The sequence below is a fragment of the Mesorhizobium sp. M7A.F.Ce.TU.012.03.2.1 genome (assembly GCF_004006095.1).
Lineage (GTDB): Bacteria > Pseudomonadota > Alphaproteobacteria > Rhizobiales > Rhizobiaceae > Mesorhizobium.
This window is the reverse complement of record NZ_CP034779.1, coordinates 1,688,091-1,710,344: the sequence shown is the minus strand read 5'-3', so window position 1 is coordinate 1,710,344 and position 22,254 is coordinate 1,688,091. Positions and strand designations below refer to the sequence as shown.

Sequence of the window (22,254 nt, the reverse complement as noted above, 5' to 3'; positions counted from 1 at the left end):
AGATCCATACCCCAACGGCCTGACGGCCTGCCCAACTCAAAACAGCCGAAACCGGCGCGGCGATTTCTCCGCTTCCTCGTCCGGATCGACGCCGGGATCGTCCGGCAACCGCGCAAGCTCCTCGGCCGGATCGACGCCCTCGGCATCGCTCGGCACCGCGGCGAAGGCCGCTGCCGTGATCGGCCTGACATGATCTTCTTCGCGACTTTCAGCTTGCTTGCCCGCCGACGTCTCGCCACCGGCGTCATCGATCACCTCGATCGGCCCTTTTTCGCTCGTCGGCTTCGCCAATGCTTCGATGACCGGCGCCGCATCGGCTGGCATGTCATCATGGCTGTCGATCAACTGGCCGAGACGCTCCATCGGCGCACGCCACTCGAAGGCGTCGAGCCGGCCGGTGATCGGCGACACCGGCGCCCAGCGTTCCGATACCACGCCGTCTGCGACCCAGGCCGGATCGCGCGGCGCCCGCACCGCCCGGGACAGCAGCTGCCGCACCTTGCCCTGATCGCCGGTTTCGGCCTCCTCGATGTCTGCGAGCAGCAGATAGGCGCCCTCGCGGCGGTCCATCCGGATCGCCGCCTCGGCCTCGCGGCGGGCGGTCGAGAAATCCTGCGCGTCGAGCGCGGCGCGCGCCACCGTCATCGACGATTCGGCGTGGTTTTTCTTCATTTCCTGCAGCTTCTTCGCCCGGGTGAGGCGGTCGAGCACGGCGTCGCCCGGCCTTGCATGGGTATAGAGCTCGGCGACCTCCGGATGCGGCTCGGCCTTCCAGGCCGCCTCGAGGATCTTCGAGCCCTTGCGCACATCGTTCTGCTTGAACAATGCGGCCGCGGCGGCAACGGCCGCGGGCGCGAAGTCCGGCCTAAGCTTGTTGGCCTCGATCGCCGCCGTCCTGGCGGCGGCGGGATCGCTGTCGGCAAGCGCCTGCGCCTTGGCGGTCAAAAGCACGGCGCGGCGGCGATTGGCGGCATCGCGTTCGATCTGCCGTGTCGCCTTCTGCGCGTCGACCAGTTTCAGGGCGCCGTCCCAGTCGCCGCGCGCGGTCAGCTCTTCCAGCGTCGATTCCGCCGCCCAGGCCAGCTGCGGCGCCATCACCGCGGCGCGGCCGGCATAATGCCTGGCAGCGTTGCGGTCGCCGAGCCGTTCGGCTTCCAGATAAAGCCCGCGCAAACCCAGCAGCCGCATTTCGGGATCGTCGAGCATGCTTTCGAATTTCTGCCGCGCGCCTTCATGATCGCCTTCGAGCAGCGACGCCTGCGCTTCCAGCAGGTGGATCAGCGGCTCCTGGTCGGAACGGATCAGCTTGGCGGCTTCCTTGGTCTTCTTGCGGGCCAGCGCGCCATCACCGGCGCCGGCGGCAATCATGCCGGTCGACAGCGCCTGATAGCCACGGTCGCGGCGGCGGACGCGGAAATAGCGCGAGATGGTGTAGGGGCTGTTCCACAGCGACTTGAGCAGCCACCACAGGATCATCACCGCGGCGACCACGGCAACGACGGCCACCGCCGCCACCATCAGGCTGACCTGGTATTGATAGCCGTTGAAAGTGACGACCATGTCGCCCGGCCGGTCGGCCAGCCAGGCAAAGCCCAGCCCGAGCGCGAAAACGACGATGAGGAAGGCGAGCAGGCGGATCATTGTGTTGCCCTCATGCCTTCATCGCGCCCGAGATCAGCGCATCGACCTGGGTTTCGACCTCGATGCGTGCCTTCAGCTTGCCGGCAAAGTCCGCGCCAGCGGCCTTGGCGGCCTCGGGCAGCGTTTCATACTCGCTGAGTGCCTTCGCGTAGTCGCCCTGGTTGACCGCCGCCTCCATGCGCGCGACGGTTTCCGGTGCGCCGGCGCCTTCGACGGCGCCGATCGGCCTGACCTTGACCAGCGATTCGGCGCTCGACATCAGATTCTGCAGGAAGCCGGCATTCTCATCGACGGGCGTCGCGGCAGTGACCATGGCATTGGCGGCGGCATCAGCCTGCGATGCGATCTCGGCGCGGGTCGGAACGCCCTTTTCAGCATAGGGGCGCAGTGCCGCAAGCTGCGGCGCATCGGGCGAAATTGCCGCGAGGGTTTCGAGTTCGGCCGAAAACGGCCCGCCACGCTCGAGCGCCGCCTTCAAGGCCGACGCCGCGATGGCAAGCGCTACCTTCGGCTGCCCCGCCGCCGCCTCGACCTTGCCGGACAGCTGCGACACAGACTGCTCCAGCGCTGTCAGCCGGCCCTCCTGCGCCGTCGTAGCCTCGCCGGCCGACTTCACCAGCGCGTCGAGGCCAGCCAGTTTCTCGTTGAGCGGACCGAGATCGACCGGCGCCGAGCTGCCGGCCTTGCCGAGGGCGGCGACCGCCGTCTCGATCTGCGCGACCTTGTCGCCCAGTGCGGCGACCCCGGCCGCGTCGCCTGCTCCACCTTTCTCGACAGCCGATTTCAGCGCCGCCACATCGGCCTTGACCTGTTCAAGGCCCGAGGACAGGCCGACCATCTTCGCCGCTCCATCGCCGTTGCCGCCGGCGTCCTTCAAACCGGCGATTTCGGTCTTCAGCGAGGCGATGTCGCTGTTGACGCCATCGAGCGAGACGCCGGCGCCCGAACCCGGCGCGCCGAGCAGGCCGGCAAATTGCAGCCCGCCGGCGCCGACCAGCGCGATGACGCCGCCGATGATGCCGGCGGCGACGCCGTTGAGGCCGCCGCGCTTTTCAAGGGGTGGCGCCATTTTCTCGTCCCGTGTCTCGGGTTTCGCCTTGTTGCCGTCGGTCTGCGTGCGCTTCGCCGATGCGTCCTCGAAACTGTAGTCGTAGGCTTTGGTCTTGCCGGCCGGCGCATCGGACGATCCGGGACCGTGGGACGATCCGGGCTCGTCGGACGATCCGGGATAGGGGATCTCGGCCTCGCTAGCGGGCTTTGTCGCCGCTGCCGACGGCTGCTCCGGTTCGGCCCGTGCGTCGGCATGCTCCCAGGGCTCGAGATCGGTCTGGTCGGCGTGAACCGGCTCTTCGGGAACCTCGGGCTGCGAAGCGTTCGCTGCTTCCTCGGCCTTCGCCTCGTCTGTCCGGGCCTCCTGCCTGGCGGCGTCCTCGTCGGCGATGCGTGAGACGGCGCCCGGCTCGAGATCGATGGTCACCGGCTCGCGGCGGCTTTTCGAGTGTCGCATCTTCGGCGTCTTGACCATGCCTGGGCTCCGCACAATTCGCTTCGTCTCAACGCCTGGCGGCGCATGATGGTTCAGAAAGGGTCTAGCACATCACCAAGCGGTGAAAAGGGGCGGTGTGATGACGCGGCTCAGCTAGGCGCCTGCAAAAGCGCCAGCAGCACATCCTCGTCGGGTTGCGCGGCAATGCGGATTCTTTCGCTGGCGACACCGCCGAAGGCTGCCGCGATGCGAGTGGAAAGCGCAAAAACCCATGTTTTTTCGAAGAGACCGCGCAGAGCGGGCCGTCTTGCCAAGGTCTGCATCGCCGCCGCCGCCTTGGCTGAATAGAGCAACACCGCGTCGGCAGGTTGCCCCGACAGGCGTTCGAGGATGACTTCGTCCGAATACCCCACTGCCAGCGTGTCATAGGTCTCGACGGCGTGGACCCGAACGCCCGCCGTCCCGAGCCTCTGTTCGAACGCCGGAAAACGCACGCGCCCGCAGAGGTAGACAATCGTCTTTCCAGAAAAATCGGCGGCGAGCCTGTCGGCCAGCGCCTCCGCATCGCCCCAGCCTTCACTGACCGACAAAAACCCCGCTCGACGCGCCGCTTGCGCCGTCCTTTTGCCGACCGCATGGCAAGGCAAGGCGGCGAGCGTCGCGATGATTTCTTCCGGCGCATGACGCATGGCATTGGCGCTGGTGACGGCCACCGCGACGGCACCGTCCGGGATCAGTCCGGCGGCGGCAGGCAACGCCTTTGTTTCGGTCAGGGGCAAAAGAACCGGCTGAAAACCTGCCTCCTCAAGCCGATGCGCTGTGCGCGAAGCACCTGGTTCCGGCCTGGTCACCAGGACGCGAAGCATTTCAGAGCCAGCCGTCGAAGAACTTTTCGCCGGCCTTGGCGCGCACGCTCCGGGCCGCTTCACCGCCGATGCGGGCGGCGTCTTGCGCCGGCCCCTGCAGCTCGACCGTGTGCGACTGCATGCCGTCGGGCGAGATGATCAGCCCGGCGAATGACAGTTTTCCGGCCTCGATCGCCGCATAGCCGGCGATCGGTGTGCGGCAGGAGCCATCGAGCGCCGCCAGGAAGGCACGCTCGCAGGCCAGCGCCTGGCCGGTCGGCACATCATGGACGGCTGCCAGCATTTTTTCGACATCGCGGTCGCCGATACGGGTTTCGATGCCGATCGCGCCTTGCCCCGGCGCCGGCGGGAAGACATCGAGCGGTATCAGATCGGTGACGACATGCTCGAGCCCAAGCCGCTTCAGCCCGGCATAGGCCAGGATCGTGCCCGCGGCGACGCCTTCTTCAAGCTTGCGCAGCCGCGTCTGCACATTGCCGCGGAACATCACCACGTCGAGATCCGGCCGCATCCGGCGGATCAGCGCTTGCCGCCGCAGCGACGACGAGCCGACTTTCGCCCCGCGCGGCAGTTCGGCGATCGTCTTCGCCGCCTTGCCGACAAAGGCGTCGCGTGCATCCTCGCGCGGCAGGAAGGCCGAGAGTTCGAGACCGTCGGGCAGTTGCGTCGGCATGTCCTTCGACGAATGCACGGCGATGTCGATCCGGCCCGCCAGCAGCGCCTCCTCGATCTCCTTGGTGAACAGGCCCTTGCCGCCGGCTTCCGACAGCGGCCGGTCCTGGATGCGGTCGCCGCTGGTCGAGATGACGACCACCTCGAACGCCTCCGCCGGCATGCCATGCGCGGCCATCAGCCGCGCCTGCGCTTCATGCGCCTGTGCCAGCGCCAGCGGGCTGCCGCGTGTTCCGATTCTCAAGATTGTTTGCATGGCGCGCAGTCCGTGATAACCCCCCGGCAAGCGAGGCTTTTCCGGGGTTCTCCTAACGGGGAAAGCCCCATGATACAATCTTTAGGGACAGCGACGAATTGATCCGCGTGCTGGGCATAGAGACGAGTTGTGACGAGACCGCCGCCAGCGTGGTGGCCATCGACGGCGACGCCGCGCCAAAAATCCTGTCCAACATCGTGCTCAGCCAGATCGAGGAGCATGCCGCTTTCGGCGGTGTGGTGCCGGAAATCGCCGCGCGTGCCCATGTCGAGGCACTGGACGGCATCATCGAGGCGGCGCTTGCCGATTCGGGCACAGCACTCGCCGATATCGACGCGATTGCCGCCACCGCCGGTCCCGGCCTTGTCGGCGGGCTGATCGTCGGGCTGATGACCGCCAAGGCGATTGCCGCTGCGGCGAACAAGCCGCTGATCGCCATCAACCACCTCGAAGGCCATGCCCTGACCGCAAGGCTGACCGACGGGCTCGACTTTCCCTATCTCTTGCTGCTGGTCTCCGGCGGCCATACGCAAATCGTCGCCGTGCGCGGCGTCGGCGATTACCAGCGCTGGGCAACGACCATCGACGACGCGCTCGGCGAAGCCTTCGACAAGACGGCCAAGATGCTTGGCCTGCCCTATCCCGGCGGGCCGAATGTCGAGAAAGCGGCACAGGCCGGCAATGCCTCGCGCTTTGCCTTTCCGCGCCCGATGAAGGGCTCGGCGCAGCCCGACTTCTCCTTCTCCGGCCTCAAGACCGCCGTGCGCCAGGCGGCGAGCGCCATTGCGCCGCTGAGCGACCAGGACGTCGCCGACATCTGCGCTTCGTTCCAGGCAGCGGTGGCTGATGCGCTGGCCGACCGCGTCTCCCGCGCGCTGACGCGCTTTCGCGAGACATTTCCCGGCACGAAAAACCCGGCCCTCGTCGTTGCCGGTGGTGTCGCCGCCAACCGCACGATCAAGATCATGCTGGAGCGGCTCTGTGCCGAGACCGGCTTCACCTTCATTGCACCACCGCTGAAGCTCTGCACCGACAATGCGGCGATGATCGCCTGGGCCGGCATCGAGCGGCTGCGCACCGGCATGGCGCAGGAGAACGGCTTCGATTTCGTGCCGCGCTCGCGCTGGCCGCTGGATAGCATCTCGGCGCCGATGGTCGGCTCCGGCCGGCGCGGAGCCAAGGCATGAACGAGCGGGCAATGAGCGGCAACGACACCGCGCCGACCGGCTGGCGCGTTGCCGTGCTCGGCGGCGGGGCCTGGGGCACTGCCTTGGCCTTGGCCATGCTGCGCGCCGGCCATTTCGTCCGCCTTTACGCGCGCGACCCGGAGACCGTCGCCGCGATCGACCGCGGCGAAAATCCACGCTACCTGCCGGGCATTACGCTCCAGGCCGGCATCGTGGCGACGAGTAACATCCAGGCCGCGCTCGACGGTGCCGACTGCGTGCTGGCGGTGACGCCGGCGCAGTCGCTGCGGGCTACGCTGGCGGCCGCGAAGGACCATATGCCGTCCGGTATCCCGCTGGTTCTGTGTGCCAAGGGTATCGAAAGCGAGACCGGCGCCTTGCTGTCGGCGATTGTCGAAGAAATCCTGCCGCTCAATCCGGTTGCCGCTCTGTCGGGTCCGAGCTTCGCCAGCGACGTCGCCCGCGGCCTGCCGACGGCCGTTGTGGTCGCTGCCCGCGACGAGGCATTGGCCGCCGATCTCGCCGCCCGCTTTTCCGCCGAAAACCTGCGCTGCTATTCGAACGACGACCTGATCGGCGTCGAGATCGGCGGCGCCTTGAAGAACGTCTTCGCCATTGCGGCGGGTGCCGTCACTGGCGCGGGTCTCGGTGCCAGCGCCCAGGCCGCCATGGTGACGCGCGGCTTTGTCGAGCTGCGCCGCATCGGCGCTGCCTTCGGCGCCAGGCCCGAAACGCTGATGGGGCTTTCCGGCCTTGGCGACCTGCTGCTGACCTGCTCGTCCACCCAGTCGCGCAATTTCGCCTATGGCCTGGCGCTCGGCCAAGGCAAGCCGCTTGCCGGATTGCCGCTCGCCGAAGGCGTGCCGACGGCGGCGATCGCTGCCCGCATCGCCACCGAGCGCAACATCGACGCGCCGATCATTGCCGCCGTCGCCGCCATACTGGACGGTGCCATCACCGTCCGGCAGGCTGTGACGGCCTTGATGACCCGGCCGCTGAAGACGGAAACCAACGATTGATCCCCACGACTTTGAACGATCAGGAGAAAAAGATGCTGTTTGCTGTGATTTGCAAGGACAAGCCCGGAAGCCTGCAGGTGCGCCTCGACACGCGGCCCGAGCATATCGCCTTTCTCGAAGGGTTGAACGGCGACAAGAAGCTGGCCTTCGCCGGTCCGTTTCTTGACACCGAAGGCAAGCCCAATGGCAGCCTCGTGGTCGTCGAAGCGTCCGACCTGGCTGGCGCCCAGGCTCTTTCGGCGGCCGACCCCTACGCCAAGGCCGGGCTGTTCGAAAGCGTCGAAATCCGCCCGTGGAACTGGACGTTCAACAAGCCGGCGGCTAGTTAATCCCGGTCGCCCGCGCGACGCCTAGGAGGAGAAAGACATGAACTACTGGCTGTTCAAATCCGAGCCATTCAAGTTCTCCTTCGAGATGCTGAAGGCCAAGGGCAAGGCCGGCACGCAATGGGACGGCGTGCGCAACTACGCCGCGCGCAACAACATGAAGGCGATGCAGATCGGCGATCTCGGCTTCTTCTACCATTCCAACGAGGGGCTGAACGTCGTCGGTATCGCTGAAGTCTGCGCGCTTGCCCATCCCGACACCACGTCGGACGATCCGCGCTGGGAATGCGTCGACATCCGCGCCGTAAGGGATGTGCCGAACCCGCCGACGCTGGAACAGGTCAAGGCCAATCCGAAGCTTGCCGACATGGCGCTGGTGCGGCTCGGCCGGCTTTCCGTGCAGCCGGTGACGCCGGCCGAATGGAAGGAAGTCTGCCGCATGGGCGGCTTGACGCCGGCTCCGTGACGGCGCTGACGCCCAACAGCGCGAGGCAATTCATTCTCGACAACACGGCGCTGATGGCGCCGCCGCACGTCCCGGAGATCCTGCTTCATCTTGCCGACGAAGCGCATGATTTGTGGCAGCGGACCGAGGATGAGCTGGTCGAGATCGGCCTGCCGCCGCCTTTCTGGGCCTTTGCCTGGGCCGGCGGCCAGGGCCTTGCCCGCTATATCCTGGACAATCCCGGCACGGTGCGGGGCAAGCGCGTGCTCGACTTCGCTTCCGGCTCCGGTCTTGTCGCCATCGCCGCCGCCAAGGCAGGTGCCGCCAAGGTGACCGCAGCCGACATCGATCCGTTCTGTGCCACCGCGATCCGGCTCAACAGCGAGATCAACGGTGTCGGGACCGAATTCCTCGGCACGGATTGCATCGGCACCGATGCAGGTTGGGACGTGGTCCTGGCCGGTGATGTTTTCTACGACAAATCTTTCGCGGACCGGCTGATGCCATGGTTCGCAACGCTGAAGGCGCGCGGCGCCGAAATCCTCGTCGGCGATCCCGGACGGTCGTATCTGCCGAAGGCAGGGCTGGAGCCGCTTTCTGTGTATGAAGTGGCCGTCACGCGGGCGCTGGAGGATGCGCTGGTCAAGCGCACGACGGTCTGGCGGTTCGCTTGACGCGATCGCCGAACAGGCGTTCCATCACATACAGATCAGAGGGGGAGCTCATGGATTTTTCAGCAGTGAACTGGCTGGCGGTGGTCGCCGCCGCGATCGTCGCATGGCTGTTCGGCGCCGCTTGGTACATGGGCCTGAGCAAGGCGTGGCTGAAGGCCGCCAAGCTCGATCCGGCGACGATGAAGAAATCGCCGCTGCCCTTCGTCATCAGCTTCATCGCCGAACTGGTCATGGCCACCATATTGGCCCTGGTCGTCGGCGCGATGACCGGCGGCGAGCCGACATGGATCGCCGGACTAGTCTTCGGCTTCGTGCTCTGGCTGGGTTTCGTCGCCACGACGCTCTCGGTCAATCACCGCTACGAGAATTTCGGCTGGGACCTGACCCTCATCGACGGCGGCCACTGGCTCGGCGTGCTGCTGATCATCGGCGCCGTGATCGGCTGGTTCGGCGCGGCGGCAACCTGAATCAAAGGCAGTAGGGCAGTAAGGCAGTAGGGGAATAGGGGGCAGACGGCACCGACGCCTATCCCTACTGCCCTACTGCCCTACTGCCCTACTGCCCTACTGCCCTACTGCCCTACTGCCCTACTGCCCTTTGTCCGTGGTCCGCGTCTTGGCGACTTCCTCGAGCATCCATTCGCGAAAGGCGACGATGCGCGGATCGGCGGCGGTATTTTCGGGATAGACCAGGAAGTAGGCGAACTCGGGCGCCACCCGCAGGCCGAGTTCGAAAGGCTGCACCAGCCTGCCTTGGGAAAGGTCGTTCGCCACCATGGCGAAATCGGCGAGCGCAACGGCATTGCCGTCGAGCGCTGCCTGGACGGCATCCGTGGAGTTTCCGAACACGACGGTCCGGCTGTCGTCGAAATCAGTGATGCCGGCCGCCGCCATCCACATCCGCCAGTTCGGCCATGTCACGCCTTGCCGCGACCATTCGATATGCGCAAGCGTGTGGTTGAAGAGATCGCGCGGCTCACGCAGCGGCGGACCGGACGTCAAGAGGCTCGGGCTGCACACCGGAATGAGGATGTTGTCGAACAGCCGGTGGGTGCGAAGACCCGGATATTTGCCGGCGCCGAAACGGATGCCGACATCGATGTCATCGAGTTCGAAATCCCGCACTTCATAGGCAATGTCGAATCGCAATTCGATATCGGGGTGATGCTTGCGAAAATCGTCGACCCGTCGCATCAGCCATTTTGACGCGAACTGCGCGTCGAGCGTTACCTTCAAAAGGGCGGTGCCGCGCGCCAGCTTTTGCGCCCGCGAAACGGCCCGGCCAAGCAGGTCGAGCGCGTCGGCCGAGGCGTCGAACAGCACCGTCCCCGCCTCGGTGAGCCGGATGGTGCGGCTGGTGCGTGTGAACAGAACCAGCCCGAGTTGATCCTCGATTTCCTTGATCTGATGGCTGACGGCGGCCGGCGTCAGGCCGAGCTCGTCGGCGGCACGGGTGAAATTGAGGTGCCGGGCCGCTGCTTCCAGTGTCCTCAAGGCACGAGTCCCGGGCAGAAGACGAGCCATCCTATCCTCAAATAAAACTTGATGATCCAGAGAAAACTACTCGTTTCTCGCAGAGATTTCAATCTGGCATCATCCATCCATCGAAACATCATCAAGCCGGATTTGATATCCGGGGAGAACGGAGCACACCATGTCCATCATCGTTTTGAATTCATCGACACCCCGCCCGGCCTGGCTGGCCGAAACTCTCGACTGGCTGCGTCACGCCCGGGCCGCGATACGCCTCGCCCGCCGCGACATTGCCTACCAGAACGTCGAGGATCTCTCCGATCGCCAACTGCGCGATATCGGCGGCGAGCGCCGTGACGTCGCTCGCGCAATGGACAGAGAACTTGGCCGGCTGGGCCTGCTAGACATCGGCTGGCAGAGACCGCGAAGGTCAGGGAATAGGCAGTAGGAAATAGGCAGTAGAGGAAGATTTAAGTCAGCGCCGACAGGTAGCCTACTGCCTACTGCCTACTGCCTACTGCCTACTGCCTACTGCCTACTGCCTACTGCCTACTGCCTACTCCCCTACTGCCTACTCCCCTACTCCCCTACTATCTCACCACCCTCACCACCGTCCGGTCCGACAGCAGCGGCAGCAGCCGCGCCATGGTTTGCGCCGTGACAGCCACACAGCCTTGCGTCGGCGTGAAGCCGGGGCGCGCCAGATGGAAGAAGATGGCGCTGCCGCGCCCGCGCCGGCGCGGCGACAGGTTCCAGTCGAGCACAAGGCAGGCGTCGTAGAGCCGGTCGTCGCGCCGCATGCGTTCGTGGCTGGCGCCATAGGGTATCTTGACCGGCCTGTTGTAGTTGCGGTCGTCGGGCACTTCGCACCAGCCCAGATCGGGCCCGATCGGCGTCATCGCCAGACGGGTCCTGCGGCCGCTGGAGAACTGATCTCCCCGGAAATACCCCGACAGGATCCGCATCGCGGCCAGCGGCGTGGCGCCATCGCCTTCGCGCTTGCCGGCCGAGATGCCACCGCGCCCCAACGCACAGGCAAACACCGTTTTCCCGGCCTGCAGCAGGCCCTGGCTTGGATGCCCAGGCCTCGCCCGCACGGTCAGCACACGCAGCCCTTTTCGCAAAATTGCGCCGGCTGCATTGCGATCGTGTTTTTTCTTGTATGATCGTGCCAAGGAACAAATCACTGTGAACGGCTGTTGCGCCGATCAGCTTCCGCATAAACAGGCAGCGGTCAACTGAATTTTCTTTTCAAAACAACGGATTGATCCATGACTTCACGCACCATACTGATCGTCGACGACGATGACGACCTGCGCGGCACACTGGTCGAGCAATTATCCCTTTACGAGGAATTCGACGTGCTACAGGAATCGACTGCGGCAAAAGGTGTCGCCGCAGCGCGCGGCGGCCTCATCGATCTGCTCATCATGGACGTCGGACTGCCCGACATGGATGGCCGCGAAGCGGTGAAGATCCTGCGCAAGGGCGGCTACAAGGCGCCCATCATCATGCTGACCGGCCACGACACCGATTCGGATACGATTCTTGGTCTTGAGGCCGGCGCCAACGACTATGTGACGAAGCCGTTCCGCTTTGCCGTGCTGCTGGCACGCATTCGGGCGCAGCTGCGCCAGCATGAGCAGAGCGAGGATGCCACCTTCTCGGTCGGGCCCTATACTTTCAAGCCCAGCCAGAAACTGCTGCTCGACCCGCGCGGCGGCAAGGTCCGGCTGACGGAGAAGGAAGCCTCGATCATCAAATATCTTTATCGCGCCGACCAGAAGGTGGTGACGCGCGACGTGCTGCTCGAGGAAGTATGGGGCTACAATTCCGGCGTCACCACACACACGCTGGAAACCCATGTCTACCGGCTGCGCCAGAAGATCGAGCGCGATCCTTCCAATGCGGAAATTCTTGTGACAGAAAGCGGCGGCTACAAGCTGGTTCCTTAAACATTTCATTATCCAATGAGCGGTCGGGCGGGGCCGCTTTCGGGTACGATCCAGTTGGAGGGTGGTTTGGATCGAACTCGCAGAGGAGGAGTCGGACTGTCGGTTCGGGGACATAGCTAGATGGCGCTGGATGACGACATCCGCGTCCTGTCCGCCGTGAGGCTCTTCGAGGGCTTCACGCAGGAACAATTGCGCCTGCTCGCCTTTGGCGCCGAGAACACCAGGCTGATTGCCAACCACAAGCTTTATCGCGAGGACGACGAGGCCGATTCCGCCTATATCGTCGTCAGTGGGCGCATCGTGCTCTACCGGGAGCAGGGTGGTGAACGCATTCCGATTGGCACGGCAGGCCCCGGCACGATCCTCAGCGAACTGGCGTTGATCGCCGACACCAACCGGTTGACCAGCGCCTCGGCCGAGATCGATTCGGAAGTGATGCGTCTCAGCCGCAAGATGTTCCGCCGTATCCTGGAGGAATATCCCGAGATCGCGGTCAAGCTCCACCAGCGCATCTCGGAGGAATTTCAGGCGATGATCCGCCGCATCGAGGAACTGGCGCCGCGCTTCTCCGGCTGAAGGCTGCCCGCCTGCGAAGCTGTTGTTTCGCGGCCAAAGGCGGAAGCGCGGCAGCGTCCGTTGACAGGCCCGAGGTGAAATCCTAAAGCACCCCGAAGGCGGCCGGCACAGCAGGCGCCATCACCACCAGGCTCCTGGGGGGAGCGAGCCATGCCGTCAGGGCGGTACGAGACGATTATCTTGTATTCCCGCAATGACGCGTTCGGCGACGGATTGATCCGGATTCCGGCTTTGCGCGCCGCCAGAACGGCATTCCCCGATAGTTTCATCGTCTACGGAACCACCCGGTCGTCGTCCCTTGAACATAGCCTCAATCGCCATGCCGGCCATTTGGTCGATGCGATCAATGTGCGGACGCCGCTGGCGCGCCTGGTCGCCGATCACCGCAAGGGCAAGGGGCGATTGGCCGTTGTCGATTTCCGCATCTCGGCGCGTTGGCTGCTTCAAGCCTCGGCATCACTGCTCGGCCGCGGCATCGCCTATGAGGCAAACTTTCCGGCTTTCGCCCTTTCCTGGCGCCTGGGCCAAAGACCTGAAGCACGACCCGGGCACAATGCCTGGCGCTACCACCGCCTCATCGAACGCCTTGCCGGCAAGCGGCTGCCTTTCGATCATCGGCTGGAGCCTGGCCCGGCCGCGCGAGCGGCGGCCAGGAGCCTTGCGGACGGCAAGCAGGCTCCGTTGATCATTATCGCGGCGCACGGCAGCGCCAGCAAGCGCATGTCGGCGGATCAGGTTGCCGCGATCGCCGACAGCCTGATCGCCGACGGGGCGAACCTTCTCTATGTGAAAACCCCAGGCGATGGTCCCGATATGGCTGAACTGGCTCAGCGCGTACCGAAGCTGCGGCTTGTCGATTCCGCCGCGATCGAAGGTGTCGATATCGGTGACATCTTGCTGGCGCTCGGCGAGTTTGCCGATCTTTACATCGGCGCCGAAGGCGGTACCGCACATCTCATGGCAACCGTGATGACGCCGATGGTTATCCTCAGTGGCGGCGCCAACATGGCCCGTTGGAGGCCGCTTTCGAACTGCGTGGACGTGATCGAATCCCGTCTTGCAAGTCCAAGCGGTCTGGTCGCCAATGTGCCTGCGCCGACAATCATCGAAGCGGCGCAACGCATGCTGGCGACACGCCGCCGCGACCATCCCCATCTGCCGGATCTCGCAAACTGTCAGCCCAGCAATTTCGCGACAACGACATGCATGAAGACTTGAAGCGCGCCGTTTGAACTTGAATTCATTTGGTCGCGCTTCGAAGCGCGTTGAGATTCAGGTCGGCCATTTGCAGGCCAGCCTCACCTGAACATCGACGCCATGGTACAATGGGTTCGGTGGGGCGAAGCGCTGCAACCCTGGTGACCACCGGCACATGCAGGCGGAGTCTCGGCGGCAGATCTGGCGGCTGTCGCATTTTGGTTCCAATGGAGTTCCTCTCAGTCCTCAATGAGAATAGCAAATGCCAGAGAACAACGCGCTGAACACCAAGCATGGCGGCGAATGGACGATAGCCTGGCGCTTGGTCATACTGGCGGCGACGGCGATTAACGTCGCGATGCTCTTAGCCGCTCTGTTCGTTGCGCAGATTCGTGGTCTGGACGCTTGGATCTTTTATCGAGATCCATCTGCGGTCGCCGAAGTTGGCTTCTATACAGGGTGGATTTCGTCCCTGGGTGCTTCACTGTGGATCGGCTCCGGCGCGGTGACCCTGTTTGCTGGCCTGCTCGCGCATCGATGGGATTGCACGTTTCTCGGCGGCCTTACCCTGTTCCTGGGGCTCGATGACCTGTTGTTGATCCATGAGGACGTGCTCCCCATGGTTGCGATACCAGAGATCGTTGCGATGATTGTCTACGCCGCCGCCGGGCTGTTCTGGTTTTTTCGGCTGCGACGGAAGACATTCGACGGCACGATCGTCTTTGTGGCCGCAGGCTTCCTGCTCGCGCTGTCGGCATCCATCGACCAACTCGGAGATCTGTTTCCCACCCCTGGTTCTGCGGCCGCCATCGCCGAAGACGTCGTCAAAGAGCTTGGCATCTTCCTTTGGGCGGCAGGTGCCGTTGGGTACGCGGCGATGGTGACACGATTGGGCCGTCCGTGGGTGGATCCAGCCGACTCCACCTCTGCCGACTGACTGCCGCACGCGGGCATTTTCGACCAGACTAGTCCAGATCGAACCGCGCGATGACAGGCACATGGTCCGACGGGCGCTCCCAGCCGCGCGCCGGACGCAGGATCTCGTAGCCGGAAAAGCTGGGCACCAGGTTTGGCGACGACCAGACGTGGTCGAGACGACGGCCGCGATTGGACAGCTCCCAATCCTGCGCGCGATAGCTCCACCAGGTGTAGAGCTTCTGCTCATGCGGCACGTTGAGCCGCATCAGGTCGACCCAGTCGCCGGCGCGGCGCATCGCCTCGAAATTTTCCGTCTCGATCGGCGTGTGGCTGACCACGTTGAGCAATTGCTTGTGCGACCAGACGTCATGTTCGAGCGGGGCGATGTTGAGGTCGCCGACCAGCACCGAGCCGGACACCTCGTCATGTTCTGCCCGGATGGCATTCATCTCGGCGACGAAGTCGAGCTTGTGCTTGAACTTCCTGTTGATGACGGGATCCGGTTCGTCGCCGCCCGCCGGAACGTAGAAATTGTGGAGCAGGATCGCCTTGCCGCCGGCCCGCACCGTCACCGAGAGGTGCCGGCTGTCCTCTATCTCGCAAAAGCGTCGCTTTTCGACCACCTCGATCGGCCGCCGAGCCACGGTTGCTACGCCGTGGTAGCCCTTCTGGCCATGGAAGGCGATGTGCTCGTAGCCGAGCTTGCGGAAAGCCTTTTCGGGGAACAGTTCGTCGGGAACCTTGGTTTCCTGCAGGCACAGCACGTCGGGCGCATGCTCGACAAGCAGGCGCTCGACGATCGGCATGCGCAAGCGAACGGAGTTGATGTTCCAGGTGGCGATGGAGAAGGGCATTGGCAATCCAGGACAGCGTGCGACCGACCAGAACCGATGGGCCCCGGCGGGGAAGACGCCTTTCGACGGAGTCAGTCCGGGAAACTGCCAGCCGCAAGTCGCAAAGACAAGCCGGGCCACGCCCGCTGAGGCGTGACCCGGCGCTTTCCACAGCTATTGGTGCGATTGGCCTAGCGCGCCTTGTTGGTGTTGAGCTCGCGGTTCGCCGTGTAGTCGATGGCGAAAGTATCCGGCGCGAAGCTGACGCCTTCCTTGGTGTTGAAGATCATCACCGTCGTGTCCTTGCCCTGCGCGTCGGTGATCGTCCACTGCCGCAAGTCGAGGGTTTTCGGATCGAACATCATGGTGATCTTCGAATTGCCGAACACCGATTTATCGGCGAGCTGGATGGTGGTGAGGTCATCCTCCTGCTTGACGCTTTTGACGCGGTCGCCGGAGAGATCGATCCTGTTGTCGAGCAGCAGCTTCAAGGGTGTCTTCGACAGCGGATAGAGATCGGACGTGTTGAGCCTCTTATTCAGGATGACCACCGACTGGCCGTCTGAAATCACCCGGAAGTTTGAAGAGCCGTCGTAGTTGAAGCGGATCTTGCCTGGCCGTTCGAGGAAGAACTTGCCGCCGGTCTGCTCGCCCTTGGGGCCGAACTGCACGAATTCGCCGCTCATCGATTTGACCGAGGAAAAGTGGTCGGCGATCTTCTGCGCAGCGGTCGGCACAGCCGCCTGCGCCGAAGCCAGCACCTGGAAGCCGGGCACCGCGTTGAAGGCTGCCGCCCCCGCAAACGCCAGGCCGAGGCCCAGCAACTGACGCCGGGATGGAGCAAATGTGCTGAGCGCTGAAAGATCGTTTTTCATGTCGGTCACTCTCATCTGATTCCTGAGTTGTTCTGTGCTTGGACCCCCAGTTAGGCTGAAATTTGGCGGGTCAGACGTCCCTTGGTCGCTTCAACGCCTTGAAAGGTTCAAGGTTGCCGGACCGGGATGTCACAAGGGTCGGCCTTTCTGGTCAGAACTTGTCCTCTTCGGTCGGCACCAGGATCTCGCGCTTGCCGGCATGGTTGGCCGGGCCGACGATACCTTCCTTTTCCATCTTCTCGATGATCGAGGCGGCGCGGTTATAGCCGATGCCCAGCCGGCGCTGGATATAGCTGGTCGAGGCCTTGCCATCGCGCAGCACCACGGAGACCGCCTGATCGTAGGGATCGTCGGAATCCTCGAAATTGCTGTTGCCGCCACCGGACCCACCCTTGCCCGACGGCTCGTCGTCGTCCTCGCCATCATCCTCGGTGATGGCGTCGAGATATTCCGGCACGCCCTGCAGCTTCAGATGCGCGACGATCTTCTCGACCTCTTCATCGGCGACGAACGGGCCGTGCACGCGCTGGATGCGGCCGCCGCCGGCCATGTAGAGCATGTCGCCCATGCCGAGCAGCTGCTCGGCGCCCTGCTCGCCCAGAATGGTGCGGCTGTCGATCTTCGACGTCACCTGGAAGGAGATGCGGGTCGGGAAATTGGCTTTGATGGTGCCGGTGATGACGTCGACCGACGGCCGCTGCGTTGCCATGATGACATGGATGCCGGCGGCGCGCGCCATCTGCGCCAGGCGCTGCACGGCACCTTCGATGTCCTTGCCGGCGACCATCATCAGGTCGGCCATCTCGTCGATGATGACGACGATATAGGGCATCGGCTCGAGATCGAGGTTCTCGGTCTCGTAGATCGCCTCGCCGGTCTGGCGGTCGAAGCCGGTCTGCACGGTGCGCGAGATCTTCTCGCCCTTCTTGTCCGCCTGGCTGACGCGGGCGTTGAAGCCGTCGATGTTGCGCACGCCGACCTTGGACATCTTGCGGTAGCGGTCCTCCATCTCGCGCACGGTCCATTTCAGCGCCACCACGGCCTTCTTCGGATCGGTGACGACGGGCGTGAGCAGATGCGGGATGCCGTCATAGACCGAAAGTTCCAGCATTTTCGGATCGATCATGATCAGCCGACATTCTTCCGGCTTCAGCCGGTAGAGCAGCGACAGGATCATGGTGTTGATGGCGACCGACTTGCCCGAGCCGGTGGTGCCGGCGACCAGCACGTGCGGCATCTTGGCGATGTCGACGATGACCGCCTCGCCATTGATGGTCTTGCCCAGCGCCAGCGCCAGCTTGGCCTTCGTCGTCTCGAAGTCACGGCTGGCCAGAATCTCTCTGAGATAGACGGTTTCGCGCTTGGCGTTCGGCAGTTCGATGCCGATGGCGTTGCGGCCGGGCACCACGGCGACGCGGCAGGCGATGGCGCTCATCGAGCGCGCAATGTCGTCGGACAGGCCGATGACGCGTGACGATTTGATGCCGGGCGCCGGTTCGAGCTCATAGAGTGTGACCACCGGACCGGGACGGACGGCGATGATCTCGCCCTTGACGCCGAAGTCCTCCAGCACGCCTTCGAGCAGGCGGGCGTTCTGTTCCAGCGCGTCCTTGGACAGGCTGGCGTCGCGCACCACGTTCTTCGGCTCGGAGAGGAAGTGGAGCGACGGCATTTCGAATTTTTCCGAGCCGATCAGCGATGTCTGCGCCTCGCGCTGGACGCGGGCGCCGGGCACGGGGCGCGCCGCCGGCGCCTCGACGCGGGTGGCTGCGTCGGAGCGGAACGGCTGCACCCTGGCGGTCGGCGCGCCGCGGCGTTGCACGACAGGTTCATCGTCGAAATCGGCATCCTCGCCCGCATTGTCGAAGCGGTCGTCGAAGATGTCGGCATCGTCGGGGTCGAGCGAGGCGCTGCGGTCATTGACCATGGCGGCGAAGAATTCGGGCTCGACGCGGGCGCGGCCATCCTGGCTCATCCGCTGCTCGGCAAACTCCGCCGATTCGACCCGTTCGGCGGCGCGCCGCCAGGCGGTGGAGCGCTGCTCCATCTCCGGCTCGTACTCGTCCCGCTCCTGCCTGCGGCGCAAGGCACGGCGGTGCATCCACGCGCGCAGCGACAGCCACCAATGGGTGATGGCGCCGAGCGCCAGGATACCCTCGTCGCCTTCGTCCTCGTCATTGTCGAACAACAGGTCGTCCTCGCGCGGATCGGCGGCGGGCTCGTCCTCCATCACGGCGAAGCCGTTCTTGCGACCGATCAGCGCCGAACCATGGGCAAAGAGCCACAGCGCGGGTGCGGCCAGCAGGATGGCGATGATGCTGGCGATCAGCCCGGTCGGATAGCCGCCGATGACGACGCCGGGGATCTTCAGCACCATGTCGCCAAACACACCGCCGAGGCCGGTGGGCAGCGGCCAGGTCTTGGGCGGCACAACGCAGCCGACCATGGCCGCGGCCAGCAGCGCGAAGCCGAACCAGGACAGCCCGCGCTTGGGCAGCCTGTCGACACCGCGCGCGGAAAACAGCAGGAATCCCCAGATGACCGTCGGAACCAGGGCCGCGACGGCGGCGAGGCCGAAGAACTGCATGGCCAGGTCGGAGAACACGGCACCCGCATAGCCCATGGCATTGGTGACGGTGTTGTTCGTCGCGTGGGAAAAACTCGGATCGGCGACATTCCAGGTGGCAAGGCTGGCAACGCCAAAGGCGGCCAGCGCGAACAGGCCGACGCCGACCAGCCGCCCGACCTGACGCCGCGCGAACGCCTGGATGCCGTGCCCCGTATCGGCCAGCGCAAGCGGTGCTGAAGCCCCTGAACGCATGCTCTTCCCCGTCTGTCATGGTCTCGCCGGGTGCGTGGCGCATTCCGGCAGATTCGGGTCTCAGACTATCGGTGGGAAGGTTAAGGGCGCATTAACTATAAGAGGTTGAGATGATCAAGCCTCGTTACCACTGGTTGAGCCGTTTGCTGCTCGAAGAATGGCGCCGAGTGTGGGCGAAGGGGGGTCGCCAATTTGGGTAGAGGCATGCAACCCGTCTTCCTTCGCGTGGCGGCACTGGCCTGGGCAGGGCTCAGTTTGCTGCTCGCTTTGCACTGGTTCGTCGAACTCGGCATGGTGGGCTTCCCGGACGGCTATGTGACGACCTTCGCCAGAGCGACCGGTCCGCTGCTGCACATCCTCGCCACAGCCTGCCTCGGACAAGGCCTGTATTTTCTGTTCAGAGGTCTTTCGGCAAGGGATTTGCAGTGCGAGGCCTCGGCCTGCGGGTTTTGATCGCCGCGGTCCTGACAGTGGCGCCTGTGCTGATCGTCAGGAATTGCCCGCATTCCCGGACATGCAGCAGCGCGTATGAAGCGCTGACGAACACCATGATGGACGACGGCGCCGGCGGATAGAGCTGCCGCCTGCCGAAACAATGGCGGACTGCCGGGCCCGCCATTGGTCGTCTGGAACAAAGATCGGGCCTCGGCCCGACCGGACAAATCAGTTGGCGCCGCCGAGCGCCTGCACATTGGCGCAGAATTCCGCATACGGCTTGCTCATCGCCGCATCCTGGCATTCCTTCTTCATCGCTTCCTGCTTTTCCATCGGCATGGCCATGAAAGCGGTCTTGAAATCCGCCATCGGCTTCATGGTCTTCATGCCGGAATCCGTGAAGAACGGCGCCATGTTGTCGGGCTCATCCAGAGCGCCGGCAAATGCAAAGCCGCTGACCATGGAAAGAGCGAGCGCTCCAAGGCAGATATTCTTGAGGTTCATGAAATGGTTTCCTTCCCTGTTGTTTGGCACGAGCGTCAGAACGACGATCGTCCCCCCAGTTCGGAACCAGAGCGGTCGTTGTTTCCTCAAAAAGCTTGATCACACGAACGTGATTGCGCTAAGGCGGGCATTGCCGGAATGACTTGCCAAAAAAAGAGGCCCGGATGCGATCCGGGCCTCAATGCGTGAACTCCTTTCGGGAGCATCACGACGGGATAGGAATTGCGGGGCGGCCAATGCCGTCCCGCACGGGCTTACGAGTGGTAGGCCGCTTCGCCATGCGAGGTGAGGTCGAGGCCTTCGCGCTCTGCGTCGGCTGTCGGACGCAGGCCGATGATCAGGTCGACGATCTTGTAGAGGATGGCGCTGCCGATGCCCGACCACAGCAGGGTCACCAGGACACCCTTGGCTTGCGCCAGGAGCTGGGTGGCCGTGCCGGCATAGCCGGCAGCAAAGTCGGCCGTCGAATAGTCGACAATGCCGGCGCCACCGAGGGCAGGATTGACCAGGATGCCTGTGCCGAGCGCGCCGATGATGCCGCCGATGCAGTGGACGCCGAAGACATCAAGGCTGTCGTCGTAGTCGAACGTGTTCTTCACCACCGAGACGAAGAAGTAGCAGACGAAGGTGGCGACGATGCCGAGCACGATGGCGCCCATCGGGCCGGCAAAGCCGGCAGCGGGCGTGACGGCGACGAGGCCGGTCACCGCACCCGAAACAGCACCAAGCATGGAGGCTTTGCCGCGCAGCAGCGATTCAAGCACGATCCAGGTGACCGCCGCCGCCGCCGTGGCGACGAAGGTATTGATCATGGCCAGCACCGCATAGGCGTTCGCTTCAAGATTCGAACCGGCGTTGAAGCCAAACCAGCCGACCCACAGCAGCGAAGCACCGACCATGGTCAGCGTCATCGAGTGCGGCGCCATGAGATCCTTCTTGTAGCCGCTGCGCTTGCCGATCATGAGCGCGCCGACGAGGCCGGCAATGCCCGCATTGATGTGAACGACCGTGCCGCCGGCGAAGTCGATGGCGCCGAAGCTGAAGATGAGGCCCGTCGGATCGCTATAAGCGCTCGGGCCGCCCCAGAACCAGACCATATGAGCGATCGGGAAGTAGATGAAAGTGACCCACAGGATGACGAAAAGGATCAAAGCGGAGAATTTGACGCGTTCGGCGAAGGCGCCGACGATCAGAGCCGGCGTGATGCAGGCGAAGGTCATCTGGAAGACGACGAACACCAGTTCAGGAATGGCGACACCCTTGGTAAAGGTTTCCGACAGGGTCGTCACATCGACGCCGGAGAGAAACATCTTGGAAAGGCCGCCGACGAAGGCGTTGCCCGGGGTGAAGGCGAGGCTGTAGCCGTAGAAAACCCAGATGATCATGACCACGCTGGTGATGGTGAAGACCTGCATCAGCACTGACAGCATGTTCTTGCTGCGAACCAGGCCGCCGTAGAAAAGCGCAAGACCGGGAACCGTCATCAACAGCACCAGAACGGTGGAAACCATCATCCACGTGGTGTCGCCCTTGTCGACGGTGAAAGCTGGCGCTGCTGCGGCCGCGGCGGGAGCCGCTTCCTGCGCGAATGCGGCGACCGTGCCCAATGCTCCGAGCGCGAACGAGCCGAGCAGCGCGGAGCGCGCCGCTGACTTCAAGGTGGAAGGAATATTCATTGAACTCTCCATTGGAATACGTGATCGCCGCTCAGAGCGCGTCGGTGTCTGTTTCGCCGGTGCGGATGCGCACCGCCTGATCGATGCCGAAAACGAAGATCTTGCCGTCGCCGATCTGGCCGGTCTTGGCGGCGGCGGAGATGGCCTCGACAGCCTTGTCCACCATGTCGGAACTGACGGCGACTTCGATCTTGATCTTCGGCAGGAAGCTGACCGCGTATTCCGCCCCGCGATAGATCTCCGTATGCCCTTTCTGACGCCCGTAGCCTTTGACTTCGGTGACGGTCAGGCCCTGGATGCCGACGGCGGTAAGCGCTTCGCGTACCTCGTCGAGCTTGAACGGCTTGATGATTGCCATCACAATTTTCATAAGGTTTCACCCTTCGCTGTTGCGGTCCCCCGCGTTTGCACACCTTCACC

Annotated in this window: 24 protein-coding genes; 12 read left to right on the top strand and 12 right to left on the bottom strand. The window is 64.1% G+C overall.

The window, feature by feature from the left end; translation table 11 throughout:
* Nucleotides 1-36: 36 nt before the first annotated feature.
* The 4 genes from EJ079_RS08335 to hemC all read right to left on the bottom strand — a co-directional run bounded on the left by EJ079_RS08335 (nt 37) and on the right by hemC (nt 4,921).
* Nucleotides 37-1,641 carry a heme biosynthesis protein HemY gene (locus tag EJ079_RS08335; RefSeq protein WP_127808733.1) on the bottom strand — a complete coding sequence of 535 codons (1,605 nt, stop codon included), beginning with the start codon at nt 1,639-1,641 and terminating at the stop codon, nt 37-39.
* 10 nt (nt 1,642-1,651) lie between these two features.
* The gene (locus EJ079_RS08330) at nt 1,652-3,166 is read right to left on the bottom strand and encodes a COG4223 family protein (protein ID WP_127808732.1); all 1,515 of its coding nucleotides are present in this window, start codon (nt 3,164-3,166) and stop codon (nt 1,652-1,654) included.
* Nucleotides 3,167-3,276: 110 nt separating this feature from the next.
* On the bottom strand, nt 3,277-3,993 hold the full coding sequence (locus EJ079_RS08325; RefSeq protein WP_127808731.1) for a uroporphyrinogen-III synthase: 717 nt from the start codon (nt 3,991-3,993) through the stop codon (nt 3,277-3,279).
* Nucleotide 3,994: 1 nt separating this feature from the next.
* Complete coding sequence (gene hemC, locus EJ079_RS08320) at nt 3,995-4,921, bottom strand: hydroxymethylbilane synthase (RefSeq protein WP_127322722.1); 927 nt, start codon at nt 4,919-4,921, stop codon at nt 3,995-3,997.
* A gap of 101 nt (nt 4,922-5,022) precedes the next feature.
* Here hemC and tsaD point away from each other — a divergent pair, with 101 nt between their 5' ends.
* The 6 genes from tsaD to EJ079_RS08290 are packed head-to-tail and all read left to right on the top strand — an operon-like array spanning nt 5,023 to nt 9,039.
* Nucleotides 5,023-6,108, top strand: coding sequence for a tRNA (adenosine(37)-N6)-threonylcarbamoyltransferase complex transferase subunit TsaD (gene tsaD, locus EJ079_RS08315; RefSeq protein ID WP_174800340.1), 1,086 nt, complete (start codon nt 5,023-5,025; stop codon nt 6,106-6,108).
* On the top strand, nt 6,105-7,127 hold the full coding sequence (locus EJ079_RS08310) for an NAD(P)H-dependent glycerol-3-phosphate dehydrogenase (RefSeq protein ID WP_127808729.1): 1,023 nt from the start codon (nt 6,105-6,107) through the stop codon (nt 7,125-7,127). The genes tsaD and EJ079_RS08310 overlap by 4 nt, the downstream gene beginning before the upstream one ends.
* 32 nt (nt 7,128-7,159) lie before the next feature.
* Nucleotides 7,160-7,456 (top strand): YciI-like protein, encoded by a 297-nt coding sequence (locus tag EJ079_RS08305; protein ID WP_127808728.1) that lies wholly within the window; start codon nt 7,160-7,162, stop codon nt 7,454-7,456.
* Between the two features lie 37 nt (nt 7,457-7,493).
* A complete protein-coding gene (locus EJ079_RS08300; protein ID WP_023811233.1) occupies nt 7,494-7,919 on the top strand; it encodes an EVE domain-containing protein in 426 nt (141 codons plus the stop codon).
* Nucleotides 7,874-8,572, top strand: coding sequence for a methyltransferase (locus EJ079_RS08295; protein ID WP_174800306.1), 699 nt, complete (start codon nt 7,874-7,876; stop codon nt 8,570-8,572). The genes EJ079_RS08300 and EJ079_RS08295 overlap by 46 nt, the downstream gene beginning before the upstream one ends.
* A 50-nt stretch (nt 8,573-8,622) precedes the next feature.
* The gene (locus tag EJ079_RS08290) at nt 8,623-9,039 is read left to right on the top strand and encodes a DUF1761 domain-containing protein (protein ID WP_127808727.1); all 417 of its coding nucleotides are present in this window, start codon (nt 8,623-8,625) and stop codon (nt 9,037-9,039) included.
* Nucleotides 9,040-9,159: 120 nt separating this feature from the next.
* Here EJ079_RS08290 and gcvA read toward each other — a convergent pair whose 3' ends face one another.
* A complete protein-coding gene (gene gcvA, locus EJ079_RS08285; RefSeq protein ID WP_127319562.1) occupies nt 9,160-10,095 on the bottom strand; it encodes a transcriptional regulator GcvA in 936 nt (311 codons plus the stop codon).
* Between the two features lie 130 nt (nt 10,096-10,225).
* Here gcvA and EJ079_RS08280 point away from each other — a divergent pair, with 130 nt between their 5' ends.
* Nucleotides 10,226-10,492: a hypothetical protein gene (locus EJ079_RS08280; protein WP_127808726.1), complete on the top strand. Its 267-nt coding sequence runs from the start codon at nt 10,226-10,228 to the stop codon at nt 10,490-10,492.
* Nucleotides 10,493-10,634: 142 nt separating this feature from the next.
* Here EJ079_RS08280 and EJ079_RS08275 read toward each other — a convergent pair whose 3' ends face one another.
* Complete coding sequence (locus EJ079_RS08275) at nt 10,635-11,171, bottom strand: L,D-transpeptidase (protein WP_174800339.1); 537 nt, start codon at nt 11,169-11,171, stop codon at nt 10,635-10,637.
* A gap of 144 nt (nt 11,172-11,315) precedes the next feature.
* Between EJ079_RS08275 and EJ079_RS08270 the strand changes: the two genes are divergently transcribed.
* The 4 genes from EJ079_RS08270 to EJ079_RS08255 all read left to right on the top strand — a co-directional run bounded on the left by EJ079_RS08270 (nt 11,316) and on the right by EJ079_RS08255 (nt 14,709).
* Nucleotides 11,316-11,999, top strand: a complete 684-nt coding sequence (locus tag EJ079_RS08270; RefSeq protein ID WP_013528898.1) for a response regulator transcription factor — start codon at nt 11,316-11,318, stop codon at nt 11,997-11,999.
* 120 nt (nt 12,000-12,119) lie between these two features.
* On the top strand, nt 12,120-12,575 hold the full coding sequence (locus EJ079_RS08265; RefSeq protein WP_023811239.1) for a cyclic nucleotide-binding domain-containing protein: 456 nt from the start codon (nt 12,120-12,122) through the stop codon (nt 12,573-12,575).
* A 150-nt stretch (nt 12,576-12,725) separates the two neighbouring features.
* Nucleotides 12,726-13,793: a glycosyltransferase family 9 protein gene (locus EJ079_RS08260; RefSeq protein ID WP_210214657.1), complete on the top strand. Its 1,068-nt coding sequence runs from the start codon at nt 12,726-12,728 to the stop codon at nt 13,791-13,793.
* Nucleotides 13,794-14,034: 241 nt separating this feature from the next.
* On the top strand, nt 14,035-14,709 hold the full coding sequence (locus EJ079_RS08255; protein ID WP_127808724.1) for a hypothetical protein: 675 nt from the start codon (nt 14,035-14,037) through the stop codon (nt 14,707-14,709).
* Between the two features lie 28 nt (nt 14,710-14,737).
* Here the strand turns inward: EJ079_RS08255 and EJ079_RS08250 are convergent, their stop codons facing one another.
* The 3 genes from EJ079_RS08250 to EJ079_RS08240 form a co-directional block, all read right to left on the bottom strand.
* The gene (locus tag EJ079_RS08250) at nt 14,738-15,544 is read right to left on the bottom strand and encodes an exodeoxyribonuclease III (protein ID WP_127267331.1); all 807 of its coding nucleotides are present in this window, start codon (nt 15,542-15,544) and stop codon (nt 14,738-14,740) included.
* A 170-nt stretch (nt 15,545-15,714) separates the two neighbouring features.
* The gene (locus EJ079_RS08245) at nt 15,715-16,398 is read right to left on the bottom strand and encodes an outer membrane lipoprotein carrier protein LolA (protein ID WP_127811296.1); all 684 of its coding nucleotides are present in this window, start codon (nt 16,396-16,398) and stop codon (nt 15,715-15,717) included.
* 151 nt (nt 16,399-16,549) lie between these two features.
* Nucleotides 16,550-19,219 (bottom strand): DNA translocase FtsK, encoded by a 2,670-nt coding sequence (locus tag EJ079_RS08240; RefSeq protein WP_127808723.1) that lies wholly within the window; start codon nt 19,217-19,219, stop codon nt 16,550-16,552.
* A 204-nt stretch (nt 19,220-19,423) separates the two neighbouring features.
* Between EJ079_RS08240 and EJ079_RS08235 the strand changes: the two genes are divergently transcribed.
* On the top strand, nt 19,424-19,672 hold the full coding sequence (locus EJ079_RS08235) for a hypothetical protein (protein ID WP_127808722.1): 249 nt from the start codon (nt 19,424-19,426) through the stop codon (nt 19,670-19,672).
* A 210-nt stretch (nt 19,673-19,882) separates the two neighbouring features.
* Here EJ079_RS08235 and EJ079_RS08230 read toward each other — a convergent pair whose 3' ends face one another.
* The 3 genes from EJ079_RS08230 to EJ079_RS08220 form a co-directional block, all read right to left on the bottom strand.
* Nucleotides 19,883-20,158 carry a hypothetical protein gene (locus tag EJ079_RS08230; protein ID WP_127267328.1) on the bottom strand — a complete coding sequence of 92 codons (276 nt, stop codon included), beginning with the start codon at nt 20,156-20,158 and terminating at the stop codon, nt 19,883-19,885.
* 254 nt (nt 20,159-20,412) lie between these two features.
* The gene (locus EJ079_RS08225) at nt 20,413-21,834 is read right to left on the bottom strand and encodes an ammonium transporter (protein WP_127267327.1); all 1,422 of its coding nucleotides are present in this window, start codon (nt 21,832-21,834) and stop codon (nt 20,413-20,415) included.
* Nucleotides 21,835-21,865: 31 nt separating this feature from the next.
* Nucleotides 21,866-22,204, bottom strand: a complete 339-nt coding sequence (locus tag EJ079_RS08220; RefSeq protein WP_127397384.1) for a P-II family nitrogen regulator — start codon at nt 22,202-22,204, stop codon at nt 21,866-21,868.
* Nucleotides 22,205-22,254 lie beyond the last annotated feature (50 nt).

What these genes read in the sequence shown, in the direction of transcription:
- EJ079_RS08335 (WP_127808733.1), bottom strand. Translation starts at nt 1,641, where the DNA reads ATGATCCGCCTGCTCGCCTTCCTCATCGTCGTTTTCGCGCTCGGGCTG.
- EJ079_RS08330 (WP_127808732.1), bottom strand. Translation starts at nt 3,166, where the DNA reads ATGGTCAAGACGCCGAAGATGCGACACTCGAAAAGCCGCCGCGAGCCG.
- EJ079_RS08325 (WP_127808731.1), bottom strand. Translation starts at nt 3,993, where the DNA reads ATGCTTCGCGTCCTGGTGACCAGGCCGGAACCAGGTGCTTCGCGCACA.
- hemC (WP_127322722.1), bottom strand. Translation starts at nt 4,921, where the DNA reads ATGCAAACAATCTTGAGAATCGGAACACGCGGCAGCCCGCTGGCGCTG.
- EJ079_RS08310 (WP_127808729.1), top strand. Translation starts at nt 6,105, where the DNA reads ATGAACGAGCGGGCAATGAGCGGCAACGACACCGCGCCGACCGGCTGG.
- EJ079_RS08305 (WP_127808728.1), top strand. Translation starts at nt 7,160, where the DNA reads ATGCTGTTTGCTGTGATTTGCAAGGACAAGCCCGGAAGCCTGCAGGTG.
- EJ079_RS08300 (WP_023811233.1), top strand. Translation starts at nt 7,494, where the DNA reads ATGAACTACTGGCTGTTCAAATCCGAGCCATTCAAGTTCTCCTTCGAG.
- EJ079_RS08295 (WP_174800306.1), top strand. Translation starts at nt 7,874, where the DNA reads ATGGAAGGAAGTCTGCCGCATGGGCGGCTTGACGCCGGCTCCGTGACG.
- EJ079_RS08290 (WP_127808727.1), top strand. Translation starts at nt 8,623, where the DNA reads ATGGATTTTTCAGCAGTGAACTGGCTGGCGGTGGTCGCCGCCGCGATC.
- gcvA (WP_127319562.1), bottom strand. Translation starts at nt 10,095, where the DNA reads ATGGCTCGTCTTCTGCCCGGGACTCGTGCCTTGAGGACACTGGAAGCA.
- EJ079_RS08280 (WP_127808726.1), top strand. Translation starts at nt 10,226, where the DNA reads ATGTCCATCATCGTTTTGAATTCATCGACACCCCGCCCGGCCTGGCTG.
- EJ079_RS08270 (WP_013528898.1), top strand. Translation starts at nt 11,316, where the DNA reads ATGACTTCACGCACCATACTGATCGTCGACGACGATGACGACCTGCGC.
- EJ079_RS08265 (WP_023811239.1), top strand. Translation starts at nt 12,120, where the DNA reads ATGGCGCTGGATGACGACATCCGCGTCCTGTCCGCCGTGAGGCTCTTC.
- EJ079_RS08260 (WP_210214657.1), top strand. Translation starts at nt 12,726, where the DNA reads ATGCCGTCAGGGCGGTACGAGACGATTATCTTGTATTCCCGCAATGAC.
- EJ079_RS08255 (WP_127808724.1), top strand. Translation starts at nt 14,035, where the DNA reads ATGCCAGAGAACAACGCGCTGAACACCAAGCATGGCGGCGAATGGACG.
- EJ079_RS08250 (WP_127267331.1), bottom strand. Translation starts at nt 15,544, where the DNA reads ATGCCCTTCTCCATCGCCACCTGGAACATCAACTCCGTTCGCTTGCGC.
- EJ079_RS08245 (WP_127811296.1), bottom strand. Translation starts at nt 16,398, where the DNA reads ATGAAAAACGATCTTTCAGCGCTCAGCACATTTGCTCCATCCCGGCGT.
- EJ079_RS08240 (WP_127808723.1), bottom strand. Translation starts at nt 19,219, where the DNA reads ATGCGTTCAGGGGCTTCAGCACCGCTTGCGCTGGCCGATACGGGGCAC.
- EJ079_RS08235 (WP_127808722.1), top strand. Translation starts at nt 19,424, where the DNA reads ATGCAACCCGTCTTCCTTCGCGTGGCGGCACTGGCCTGGGCAGGGCTC.
- EJ079_RS08230 (WP_127267328.1), bottom strand. Translation starts at nt 20,158, where the DNA reads ATGAACCTCAAGAATATCTGCCTTGGAGCGCTCGCTCTTTCCATGGTC.
- EJ079_RS08225 (WP_127267327.1), bottom strand. Translation starts at nt 21,834, where the DNA reads ATGAATATTCCTTCCACCTTGAAGTCAGCGGCGCGCTCCGCGCTGCTC.
- EJ079_RS08220 (WP_127397384.1), bottom strand. Translation starts at nt 22,204, where the DNA reads ATGAAAATTGTGATGGCAATCATCAAGCCGTTCAAGCTCGACGAGGTA.